Annotated in this window: 8 protein-coding genes; 6 read left to right on the top strand and 2 right to left on the bottom strand. The window is 65.1% G+C overall.

Annotated elements, in window-relative coordinates; translation table 11 throughout:
* Positions 1 to 140: 140 nt before the first annotated feature.
* Positions 141 to 1,196 (top strand): zinc-dependent alcohol dehydrogenase family protein, encoded by a 1,056-nt coding sequence (locus tag FK256_RS13545; RefSeq protein WP_244936465.1) that lies wholly within the window; start codon positions 141 to 143, stop codon positions 1,194 to 1,196.
* 123 nt (positions 1,197 to 1,319) lie between these two features.
* Positions 1,320 to 1,871 (top strand): NAD(P)H-dependent oxidoreductase, encoded by a 552-nt coding sequence (locus FK256_RS13540; RefSeq protein WP_141425110.1) that lies wholly within the window; start codon positions 1,320 to 1,322, stop codon positions 1,869 to 1,871.
* A gap of 96 nt (positions 1,872 to 1,967) precedes the next feature.
* Here the strand turns inward: FK256_RS13540 and FK256_RS13535 are convergent, their stop codons facing one another.
* Both FK256_RS13535 and FK256_RS14830 read right to left on the bottom strand, forming a co-directional pair.
* Entirely contained in the window at positions 1,968 to 2,462 is a 495-nt protein-coding gene (locus tag FK256_RS13535; RefSeq protein ID WP_141425109.1) for a GNAT family N-acetyltransferase, read from the bottom strand.
* Between the two features lie 93 nt (positions 2,463 to 2,555).
* Positions 2,556 to 3,881, bottom strand: coding sequence for an NAD(P)H-dependent oxidoreductase (locus tag FK256_RS14830; RefSeq protein WP_021609929.1), 1,326 nt, complete (start codon positions 3,879 to 3,881; stop codon positions 2,556 to 2,558).
* Between the two features lie 260 nt (positions 3,882 to 4,141).
* Between FK256_RS14830 and FK256_RS13525 the strand changes: the two genes are divergently transcribed.
* From FK256_RS13525 to FK256_RS13510, 4 genes are all read left to right on the top strand, one after another.
* Entirely contained in the window at positions 4,142 to 5,035 is an 894-nt protein-coding gene (locus FK256_RS13525; RefSeq protein ID WP_021605637.1) for an inositol monophosphatase family protein, read from the top strand.
* Positions 5,036 to 5,506: 471 nt separating this feature from the next.
* Positions 5,507 to 6,343, top strand: a complete 837-nt coding sequence (locus tag FK256_RS13520; protein WP_141425108.1) for an undecaprenyl-diphosphate phosphatase — start codon at positions 5,507 to 5,509, stop codon at positions 6,341 to 6,343.
* 295 nt (positions 6,344 to 6,638) lie between these two features.
* Positions 6,639 to 10,016, top strand: coding sequence for a tetratricopeptide repeat protein (locus tag FK256_RS13515; protein WP_141425107.1), 3,378 nt, complete (start codon positions 6,639 to 6,641; stop codon positions 10,014 to 10,016).
* Positions 10,017 to 10,058: 42 nt separating this feature from the next.
* Positions 10,059 to 12,190 (top strand): tetratricopeptide repeat protein (locus FK256_RS13510; protein ID WP_141425106.1); only part of this gene is annotated, 2,132 nt, incomplete at its 3' end.

Below are 12,190 nucleotides of genomic sequence, written 5' to 3'. Positions count from 1 at the left end.
GAATACGCCGAGTCCTCAAGCCGAGACCGGCGCCCCGCAGTCCCGCTGGGGGACCTGACAGAACCCGGCAGGCGGTGGACCCGCGGCGAGGCGCGCGTTTAGTCTTCACATATCAACCCGCACTGATGTGAGGACTGCTTGTGACTGCTTCTGCTCCCGCCCTGCCCACCACAATGCGCGGTGTCATCATGCACGCCGCCGGTGACGTGCGCGTCGAGGACCGCGAGGTGCCCCGCGTCATCGAACCCACCGACGCCGTCATCAAGCTCGAGGCCGCCTGCGTGTGCGGCTCTGACCTGTGGCCCTACCGGGGCATCCAGCCCCTGGAGAAGGCCCGGCCCATGGGCCACGAGTACGTGGGCACCGTCGTCGAGGTCGGCGACGAGGTCAAGAACGTCAAGGTCGGCGACTTCGTCGTCGGCTCCTTCTGCCTGAGCGACAACACCTGCGAGATCTGCGAGGACGGCTACCAGTCGCGCTGCGCCAACGGCGGCTTCATCGGCGACACGCAGGCCGAGTACACGCGCGTGGCCCTGGCCGACGGAACCCTTGTCGTCGTCCCCGGCGGCAGGCCTGAGGACCCCGAGATCATCGCCTCGCTACTGGCCGCCTCCGACGTCCTGGGCACCGGCTGGTTCGGGGCCGTGGCCGCCCAGGCCAGCCCCGGCAAGACCATCGCGGTGGTCGGCGACGGCGCCGTGGGCCTGTCCGCAGTGCTGGCCGCCAAGACCCTGGGCGCCGAGAAAGTCATCGCCTTCTCCCGCCACGAGGACCGGGCCGCCCTGGCCCGCGAGTTCGGCGCCGACGTCATCATCGCCGAACGCGGCGACGAGGGCGCGGCGAAGGTCAAAGAGCTCACCGGCGGCTACGGCGCGCACGGCGTCGTCGAGGCCGTGGGCAACCAGACCTCGATGATGCAGGCCATCGCCTCCTGCCGCCCCGGCGGGCACCTGGGCTACGTGGGTGTGGCCCACGGTGTCTCCCTGCCTGGGGACCAGCTCTTCTTCGCTGAGATCAACATGCTGGGCGGCCCCGCCCCCGTGCGCCGCTTCCTGCCCGACCTCATCGACCGCATCCTCAAGCGCGAGATCGATCCCGGCAAGGTCTTCACCCTGCGCCTGCCCCTGGAGGAGGCCCCCGAGGCCTATAAGGCCATGGACGAACGCCGCGCCATCAAGGTGCTCCTGGAGCCCTGACCCCGATTCGCGCCCGCACCGCGCCGACGGTGCGTAGCATCGAACGGGAGGGCACGACGTCGTCGGCGTCTTCCGACCGAGCGACGCGCCGTCCACGATCACCATCTGAAAGCAGGAGCGTTCATGAAGACCCTCGTTCTCGTCTTCCACCCCGACATGTCCGCCTCACGCGCCAACCGCCCCCTGGCCGCCAAGGCCGAAACCCTCGGTGACGACGTCACCGTGCGCTACATGTACGACATCTACCCGGATCAGAAGGTCGACGTCGCCGCCGAGCAGGCCGCCCTGGAGGCCGCCGACCGGGTCGTCCTCCAGTTCCCCATGTACTGGTACTCCACCCCCGCCCTGCTCAAGCAGTGGGAGGACGACGTGTTCCTCTACGGCTGGGCCTACGGCTCGACCGGCAAGGCACTGGCCGGCAAGGAGCTGCTGGTGGCCGTCAGCACGGGCGGTCCCGGCGATGACTACAGCCACGACGGCTCCTACGGCTACACGCTCACTGAGCTGCTGCGCCCGCTCCAGGCGACGGCGAACATGGTCCAGATGACCTACCTCGAGCCCTTCACCACCACCGGGACCCTCACCATCACCGATGAGGCCCTGGCTCAGCGGGTCGAGGACTACGCGGCCGTTCTGGAGTCCGCCGACCTTCCGACTCTGGATCGCCGCGGCTGACGGGAGACGCGACCCGATCATCGTCAAGGGGCCCAGAACCGTCACATGGTTCTGGGCCCCTTCTCATCGAGTCCGCAGGATCGGTGCAGTATCGGCTCAGTCGCCGTCGGCCAGGTCCTTGAAGTAGCGGGCCACCGGCCAGCGCCGGAAGCCGAGATCCTCATAGGTGGCGCGGGCAGGTGCGTGTCCGCGGTCCCCACCGGTCTCCACCATCACCATGGCCATCCCGGCGGCCCTGGCCCGTTCCATGGAGTGGTTCATGAGGGCCCGGCCGATGCCGCGGCGCTGGTAGTCGGGGTCGACGACGACGATGTAGACCTCACCCATCCTGTCCTCCGAGTGCAGGCGGGTGCACACCCAGCCCACCGGGCGATCGTCGAGGACAGCGACGTCGACGCTCTCGGGCTCGCCGTCGAGGACCTCAGCAAGATCCGCAGCCTGTCGTCGCCGCCAGCCCTCGGGGTAGAAGGATCGGTAGACGAAGGCGGGCACGTCCTGCTCCATGAGTGGGAACACCGGGGCCCAGGCGCGCAGGGACAGGTCCAGCAGCTCCTGGCGCTGCTGTGGCCGGTAAGCGATGATCTCAACCATGCCGGAATCCTACGGTGCGCTCGATAGACGCGCGCGGTCCCCGCCGGCAATCTGGCCGACGGGGACCCAACAGGCTCAGGGGCGGGCAGCGCCTCAGCCGAAGATGTCGAGCATCGGCAGCTCGGCGGTCTGGAGGACCGCGGCGTAGTCTTGTGCGCGCCGGGCGATGGCCTCGTCGGTGATCTCCAGGGCGCCCACCGACAGGAAGGGCACGGCGTACTTGGTTCCGATGACGCGCGAGGTGCCCTGCATGGGGCGCAGGAATTCGTGGATCGTGTAGATGTGCGCGCCCTCGCGGCCGTAGGCGCTGCCGGCGCCGCCGACGCTGACGGCCAGGAGCAGCTCCTTGCCGTGCAGGGCGGTGCCGGTCGAGCCGTAGGCCCAGCCGAAGGTGAGGACGTCGTCGAGCCACTTCTTGAGCAGCGGCGGGCAGGAGAGCCAGTACATGGGGTACTGCAGGACGATGCGGTCGGCGCCCAGCAGGGCGGCCTGCTCGGTGGCCACATCGATGTTGAAGTCGGGGTAGATGTCGTACATGTAGCGCACGGTGATGTTGCCGCCGAGCGACTCCGCCGTGGCCCCGAGGGCCTTGTTGACCCGCGACTCGGAGATGTTGGGGTGGAAGACGAGAACGAGAGTGTTCACGGAGGACTCCCTGGTGTCGTTGGACTGCGATGCGGGGGATGGACCACGCGAGGCGCCGTCGCCCCCGGCGCCGGAGGACAGGACGTTGCTGAGGCTGGAGAAGCCGCCGATGATGACCTCCAACTTGGGGGCCATCGCACCGCGGTCCAGCCAGGACTCCTTGGGGCGGAAGGGGACGCGGTCGGCGTCGTCGCCGCCGTGCAGCTGGTGCGACCGGCGCATGCCGAGGGCGGCGCCCGAATCTCCGAAGCGCTCGTCCCACATGCGGGTGGCGATGTCGATGCCGCGCTCGCGGCGGCCCGGCTGATGCTCGGACTCGATCGTCTCGGCCATGGCGGCCGCCTGCTGGTGGGAGGTCAGGACCGTCGACAGGGTGTAGTTGAGCGCCAGGTAGGCGTCTTCACTGCGCAGACCGCCCGAGACCAGGGCTTGGTGGGCTCGCTTGGCCACGGACATGAAGGGCACGTAGGCCCAGGCCAGGTCGATGAGGGTGTGGTCCAGGCCGGGGTTGGCGTCGAGCACGTCCCACAGCGAGTCGGAGAGCTGACGCAGGTAGTCCGGCCAGCGCAGGCCCGCGGACGGCAGCGTGACGTCAGCGGAGACGCGCTCGAGACAGGCCACCAGCAGGTCGTCGCGCGAGCTGACAGTACGTCCCAGATCGGCCGTACTCACCCCCAGTCGGCGCGCCACCTTGCCCATGGTGAACCGGTCCACACCAATCTCGAGGGCGGCTGTGACGACGTCGTCCCTGGTAAAAGCGGCATTATGCTGCATAGAGTCTCCCGAGTTGGGTCATGCCTGTCAGCGTAACGAACCAGTAACAGGCAGCCAAATCGTGGCCGCCTGATCACATGATGTCCGACGCCGTTCTTCTGCAATTTTACGGCAGAAATCGACATTCCCTCATCCGGCCGCCCACCCCCCGGAATCTCAAGATTCGATAACGATTCGCCGCGGTCGCGAGGCGCCCGGAGAGTGGCACGCCCGGCGGCCGTGGGACTTCCCCGAGCCCACTCCCCCGCTACCGTGGTGTCATGAGCGAGACTCCCCGCCCGCAACGCCCCGTCTTCCCGGCGCCTCCCGCGGCGCCCTCGCCGGAGGCGGCTCCGCCCACCACGACGGCGCCCCCGGACAAGCAGCGGCGCTGGCGCGACGACCTGCACTTGGCGCACACGATCGCCAACAAGGTGGACAGCCTCACCCAGGCCCGCTTCGACGCCGGCAACTTCACGGTGGAGACCAAGCCGGACCTCACGCCGGTCACCGAGGCCGACCGGGAGGCCGAGCGCGTCATCCGCGAGCAGCTGGGGCGGGCGCGCGGGCGCGACTCCGTCCTGGGCGAGGAGCTGCCCACCACCGGGCACTCCTCGCGCCAGTGGGTCATCGACCCGATCGACGGGACCAAGAACTTCGTGCGGGGCGTGCCCGTGTGGGCCACGCTCATCGGCCTCATCGAGGACGGCCAGTGCGTCGTCGGACTGGTCTCGGCCCCCGCGCTGGGAAGGCGCTGGTGGGCCGTCTCCGGCGGCGGGGCCTGGACCGGACGCTCGCTGAGCTCGGCGCGGCGGATGTCGGTGTCCGGCGTCGACGACCTCACCCGGGCCTCGATGTCCTACTCCTCGCTGTCGGGGTGGGCGCAGATCAAGCGGCTGCGCGGGATGCTGGCGCTCATGCAGTCGTGCTGGCGCACCCGCGCCTACGGGGACTTCTGGTCCTACATGCTGGTGGCCGAGGGAGCCGTGGACCTGGCGGCCGAGCCAGAGCTCGAGCTCTACGACATGGCCGCGCTCGTGCCCGTGGTCACCGAGGCGGGCGGGCGCTTCACCTCCCTCGACGGCGAGCCCGGGCCCTTCGGGGGTAACGCGGTGGCCACGAACTCGCTGCTGCACGACGTCGCCCTGAGCCACCTGGGCGCCGAGACGGACTGAGTTCGCCGCCACAGCCGTCCGAGCCTTCACCTCCCGTCACTGGACCTCAACGCGCCCCGAAGTTATAAAAGATCTAAAAGATATAAAGCGCACAAAAGTGAGCCAGAGCACTTTTCGAGGTGGCTGCGCACAGTGTTGGCGGGGATAAGACCATCTTCACGGCATGGCACGACCCCGTTGGAGCAGACAGCGCCTTCGAGGGGTCAACTCAGCACATTCCACGCGCCTCAGAACACCCCGACCAAGGGCTAGCCACACGCCGGGATCACACGGGCTGGACTTGCCACGCATCCAACGTTATAAAAGGGATACAAACTCATACGCGGCTGTAGAATTGGGCCTTTGACCCGACGTCGCCCATGATCGAGCCGTCCACCGCTGCGGCGGGTACCACAGCCATCTGGACGTTTCCCCTTCCCTTGCGCCGGTAACCTGCCGTGAGTCCACCATCCGTCCACCCCAGGAGTCCCTTTGAACTGGCTGCACGCCGTCCTCCTCGGCATCGTCGAGGGCATCACCGAGTTCCTCCCTGTGTCCTCCACCGGGCACCTCAACATCGTCGAGAAGCTGCTCGGCTACGAGATCAACTCCGCGGGCACGACCGCCTTCACCGCCGTCATCCAGGTGGGTGCGATCCTCGCGGCCATCGTCTACTTCTGGGCCGACATCGTCCGGATCATCACCGCCTGGATCAAGGGCCTGAGCAACAGGCAGGCCCGCCAGGACCCCGACTACACGCTCGGCTGGGGCATCATCCTGGGGTCCATCCCGGTGGCGGCCGTCGGGCTGCTGTTCAAGGACTTCATCGAGGGGCCGGTCCGCTCCCTGTGGGTGATCGCCGGGGCCCTCATTCTGTGGTCGGGGGCCATGTGGCTGGCCGACCGCCAGCAGAACCTCACCAAGGGCATGAAGGACGTGACCGTCAAGGACGCCCTCATCATCGGTGCGTTCCAGGCCCTCTCACCGGTCTTCCCCGGCATCTCCCGCTCCGGGGCGACGATCTCCGCCGGTCTCTTCCTCAAGTTCGACCGGGTGACGGCTACGCGCCTGTCCTTCTTCATGGGTATCCCGTCCCTGGTCGCGGCCGGGCTGCTGGAAGCCGTGACTGAGGCTGGCACCATCAGCGACACCGTAGGCTGGACACCCACCATTATCGCGACCATCGTCTCCGGCATCGTGGCCTACGCGACCATCGCCTGGCTGCTGCGCTTCGTGTCCTCCAACAAGTTCACGTCCTTCCTCGTCTACCGCGTGCTGCTGGGCCTCATCATCATCGCCCTGGTCTCCGCCGGCACCATCGCCGCCTGACGGAGTCCTTTTCATCGACACCGATTCACCGGCAGCAACGTTCTTCGCGTGGGGCAATGGTTTTTCCGTTGCCCCACGCGATTTCTGCATTCCTCAGCATCGAACTCTGACGCCTTACGAATCCTGCTTCTGCATTTCCGTCCACTTGTACGATAGGCGGCATGGCCACCCCCTGGGGTAAGCACAGACTCACGAGCCACTGAGAACGACGTCTAAGGACATCGGGGAGATCCGTAGTATGACCACACGCCACCCATCCGCTTCTCCCACGCGAATTCGCTTCGGAAGTCGACCGATGATCGCCGCAGGTTTCGTCAAGCGGCAGGAACAGGATGAGCTCTTCGACGCCGTCTTCACTCGCGTGGAGCCTCGCACGGTTCTGACGGGGATGCGGGGAAGCGGCAAGACTCAGCTGGCTGCTGCGGTTGCGGCCAGGTGCGAGGAGGAGGGCTGGCCCCTGGTCGCGTGGATTCATGCGGCCTCCCGCAAGGAGATCCTTGCCGGTCTCTACGAGCTCGCGCTGCGGATCGGTATCGACGCACCAAAGAACATCCCTCTGGAGGTCATTGTTCGGCGCCTCCTGGATCGGCTGCGCTCAGCAGAGGCAGCGGACCGCCTCTTCGTCTTCGACAACGTGGAGAATCCGGACGACCTGAGAGACCTCATCCCCGAGGGCGCTGGAGTCCGGACCCTCATCACCACCCCGCGCCACCTCGATTGGGACGGCCTGGGGTGGCTGCGGTTGACGGTCGGCACCTTCAATCGGGAGCAGTCGATCTCTCTCCTGTGCGAGCGCACTGGCGACACTCGCCGCGAAGTTGCTGACCGGATCGCGGATGCGCTGGGCGACGTGCCCGTCGCCATCACCCAAGCCGCCGCGACAGCACAACAGGGTAGATATGCCTTATCCGGCTACCTTGACAGGCTGAGTCATCACCCGCTCGAGTCACGCATGGGTCGCCTCGAGGGCGCCAGCTGCCCCGACGCCGTCGGCATCGTACTGCTCATGGCCTATGAACAGGTCTTGGAGCAGCTCAGAACCACGCACCCTCAGCAGGAGAGGATCGCCGTATCGCTCCTCGGCGCACTGTCCCTCCTGGCCGCTTCCGGAGTGCCGACTCACTGGCTCTTGAGGCTCGACGGCGACTCCGACGCAGTACGAGACACCCTGTCTTTCCTGACGAGTGCTTCCATCATCCATGAATCCAACGACGGCCAGAAGACCGTTATTCACCGCCTCCAGGGACACGCGTACCGGGAAACCTACCTGAATGACCAGAAGAAGCTCGGTGAGGCTCGTACGTGCGCCGCAACAGTTCTCAGCGGGATGGACGTAGACCGCCTAGAGAATGTTGAACAGCGGAGACACGAGATCCACTATCTCATCGATCAGCTGCTCTCAGTCACATCACAGGACTACTCTCATTCATTATTTTCTGAGCCACGAGTGTCTTTAAAGCTCGCCGAGACGCTGCACTACGCGACCAGCCTTGGGATGTCGCAGCTAGCCCTTTGTCTCACTGACTCCGTGACCCAGGCCTGCGACGCCTTGGGCCCCCACCACCCCGACACCCTGGCTTCACGCAACAACCTCGCCGGCACCTACCGGGCGAGCGGCAGGCTCGACAAGGCCATCGCCCTGTACGAGCAGACCCTCGAGGACTCCATCCGCATCCTGGGCCCTGACCACCCCAGCACCCTGACCGCACGTCTCAACCTCGCCGGCGCCTACCGGGAAGCGGGAAGACTCGACGAGGCCATCACCCTGTACGAGCAGGTTCTCAGCGGCCGCAGCCGCGTCTTGGGCCCCGACCACCGCTGCACCCTCACCGCACGCGACGAACTCGCCGGCGCCTACCGGGAAGCGGGTAGATTCGACGAGGCCATCACCCTGAAAAAGCAGATCCTCGCAGACGCCATGCGAATCATGGGCCCCGGCAGCTCCGGCGCCTCGGCCGCACGTCTCAGCCTCGCCGCTACCTACCGGGATGCGGGCAGGCTCGACGAAGCGATCACCCTGTACAAGGAGAACCTCGACGCCGTCGCTCGCACCTTGGGCCTCGACCATCCTGAAACCTTGGCCTCGCGCAGCACGCTCGCCGGCGCCTACCGGGATGCGGGCAGACTCGACGAAGCCATTCCCCTCTTCGAGCAGAACCTCACCGACTTCGTACGTCTCGCGGGTCCCGACCATCCTGAGACCTTGGCCTCGCGCGGCAACCTCGCCGGCGCGTACCAGGCAGCCGGGAGGCTCCACGAGGCCATCTCCCTTTTCGAGCAGAACCTCGAAGACCGCACCCGCACCCTGGGCCTCGACCACCCTGAAACTTTGACCTCACGCCACAGTCTCGCTGGCGCCTACCGGGATACGGGCAGACTGGACGAAGCCATCCCTCTGTTCGAGCAGAACCTCGCTGACTTCATCCGCATTCTGGGCCCTGACCGCCCCGACACCTTCACCTCACGTAGCACGCTCGCCAGCGCCTACCAGGCAGCCGGCAAACTCGATCAGGCCATCCCCCTCTTCGAGCAGAACCTCGAGGACCGCAGCCGCACCCTGGGACCTGCTCACCCTGTCACTCTCACCTCGCGCGGTAACCTGGCCGGCGCCTACCGGGAAGCAGGCAGGCTCGACGAAGCCATCCGTCTGTTCGGGGATAACCTCGAGGCCTCCATCCGCATCCTGGGCCCCCACGACCCCCGCACCCTCACTTCACGCGACCATCTCGCCGGCACCTACCGGGATGCGGGCAGGCTCGACGAAGCCATCCCCCTGTTCGAGCGGAACCTCACCGACTTCACCCGTCTCGCGGGTCCCGATCACCTTGACACTCTCACCTCGCGCGGCAACCTCGCCTGTGCCTACCAGGATGCGGGCAGGCTCGACGAGGCCATCGCCCTGTTCGAGCGGAACCTCACCGACTTCATCCGCATCCTGGGCCCCGAACACCCTGAAACCTTGGCCTGGCGGGACAAGCTCGCCGGCGCGTACCAGGCGGCCAGCAGACTCGACGAGGCCATCGCCCTGTTCGAACAGAATCTCACCGACTTCATCCGCATCCTGGGCCCCGAACACCCTGAAACCTTGGCCTCGCGCGGCAATCTCGCCGGTGCATACCAGGCAGCCGGCAAACTCGATCAGGCCATCCCTCTGCTCCAGCAGAACCTCGAAGACCGCACTCGCGTTCTGGGGCCCGACCACCGCGACACTTTGGCCTCGCGCGGCAATCTCGCCGGTGCATACCAGGCAGCCGGCAGACTCGATCAGGCCATCCCTCTGCTCCAGCAGACCCTTGACGACTCCGCCCGCATTCTGGGTGCCCACCACCCCCGGACTCTCACCTCGCGCAACAATCTCGCTGGCGCATACCAGGCAGCCGGCAGGCTCCACGAGGCCATCCCCCTCTTCGAACAGGCGCTCACCGACCACACCTACATTCTGGGACCTCACCATCCCGACACCCTCAACACGCGTAACAATCTCGCTGGCGCCTACCAGGCAGCCGGCAGGCTCAGTGAGGCCATCCCCCTGTTCGAGCAGGCTCTCACCGACTGCACCTACTTTCTGGGACCTCACCACCCCCGCACCCTCAGCACCCGTAATCACCTCGCCAATGCCTACCTTGCCGCGGGAAGAACCGAGGAGGCGAGGAAGCTCTTCGGGACGCCGTGAGAATTCTGATTCGGTACCGCTGACCGCTTGTACGATAGCAGCATGGCCGATCCCCTCTCCTTCGCTGTCCTGTCTGCCAGCATCGCCGGGCTGCTTATGCGCGGAGCCGCAGTGGCCGTAGATCCTTCGTGGAGCAGCGCGGCGTCTCTGCCTGACGACGTACTTAACGCTTGGCGCAGTATGCGGGGCTTGCTGCAGGCACGAGGTGGCGAGGAGAATCGGTTGGAGGCGTCCATCAAGGCCCAGCTTCAGAAACAGGTGGATAACGCCAACGAGCGGTACCAAAAGGTTGACCATTCCGCGTTAGCTGGAGCCGTCACCGAGATGGAGGTGGCACTCAAGGAAATCAGCGAAGACGACGACACAGTCATCGAGGCAGTGCTCCACCCGGACGCCTTCGAAGCGTACCTCCGGCAACGGACAGCCGGCCGCCGTCGGAACGTCGAGGCAGCAGCCGAACCCTTCTTCAACGACCTGACCCACATCGTCGCCGAAGAGTTCACCCATCTCGCGCCAGGCTCACCCAGCTTTGACATTGCCGCACACAAACAACTGCTCGCAGGCCAGGAGCAACTACTTGCCGGGCAGGAACGACTGTTGGAGGGGCAAGCAGAGACTCACGAGCTATTGGGGACGATGGCTACGGGCATCAAGAAGATCCATAGCGCGATCCCGCACAGACAATCTGCCTCACCCACGCGGATTCGCTTCGGCAGCCGCCCCACGGTCACCGCAGGCTTCGTCAAGCGGGAGGGGCAGGATGAGCTCTTCGATGCTGTTTTCACTCACGCTGAACCAAAGACAGTCCTGACGGGGATGCGAGGAAGCGGCAAGACTCAGCTGGCCGCTGCAGTTGCCGCCAAGTGTGAAGACGAGGGCTGGCCCATCGTCGCGTGGATCAATGCCGCCTCGCGTACGGAACTAGTTGCCGATCTCTACGAGCTCGCACTGCGCATCGGTATCGATGCACCGAAAGACATCCCTCCGGAGACTATTATTCGGCGCTTCCTGGATCAGCTACGCTCAGCAGATGCGACGGACCGCCTCTTCGTCTTCGACAACGTGGAGAATCTCGACGACCTGAAGGGTTTTACCCCTGAGGGCAACAGAGTCCGAGTCGTTGTCACCACCACACGCTACCTCGACTGGGACAGTTTGGGATGGTTGCCGATTAAGGTTGGCGTCTTCGATCGCGAGCAGTCAATCGCTCTCCTCTGCGAACGCAGTGGTGACACTCATCGCGAGGCGGCAGACCAGATCGCGGAAGCACTCGGTGACTTGCCTGTTGCCATAGCTCAAGCCGCTGCGACAGCAAAATGGGGTGAATACACCTTATCTGAGTACCTCGAAAGACTGAGCAATCACCCGCTCGAGTCAAGCATTAGTCGTCTCGAGGGCGATGACTACCCGGATGCCGTCGGGGTCGCACTGTTTATGGCGTACGAGCAGGTCTTAGAGCAACTCAGAAAGAAACATCCTCGGCAGGAGAGGATCGCTATATCACTCCTCGACACACTCTCCCTTCTTGTCGCTTCCGGAGTGCCAACCCACTGGCTCCTCGAGCTCCACGATGACTCCGACGCAGTTCGAGACACCCTGTCATTCCTGAAGAGAGCATCCATCTTTCAAGAATCCACCAACGGTGACAAGATCATCATTCACCGCCTCCAAGGGCAAGTTTACCGAGAAACCTACCTGAGCAACCAGAGGAAGTTTGACGAAGCAAGCACGTACGCAACGACACTTCTCAACAGTATCGACATCGAACGATTAGACAATTTTGAACAGCAGCGACGAGAGACACGCAATCTTGTCGAACAAATACGTTCAGTCGCTTCACAAGACTACTCTTATCCGCTATTTTCTGGTCCGACTTTCGTTTTAACGCTCGCAACAACATTGCGGTACGCAACCAACCTTGGAATGCCACAACTGGCCCTTACCCTCACTGACTCCGTCACTCAGGCGTGCGATACCTTGGGCCCCAACCATCCCCATACCCTGGCCTCATGCAACAACCTCGCCTGCGCCTACCACGACGCGGGCAAACTTGAGGAAGCCATTACCCTGTACGAGCAAAACCTCAAAGACTTCGAAGACCTCCTGGGACCCCACCACCCCAGCACCCTTACCTCACGCAACAACCTCGCCTGCGCCTACCAGACGACCGGCAG

The organism is Actinomyces johnsonii (assembly GCF_006546835.1).
Taxonomy (GTDB): Bacteria; Actinomycetota; Actinomycetes; order Actinomycetales; family Actinomycetaceae; genus Actinomyces; species Actinomyces johnsonii.
Note: the sequence above shows the minus strand (reverse complement) of the source record. Positions and strands in the feature narration are given on the sequence as shown.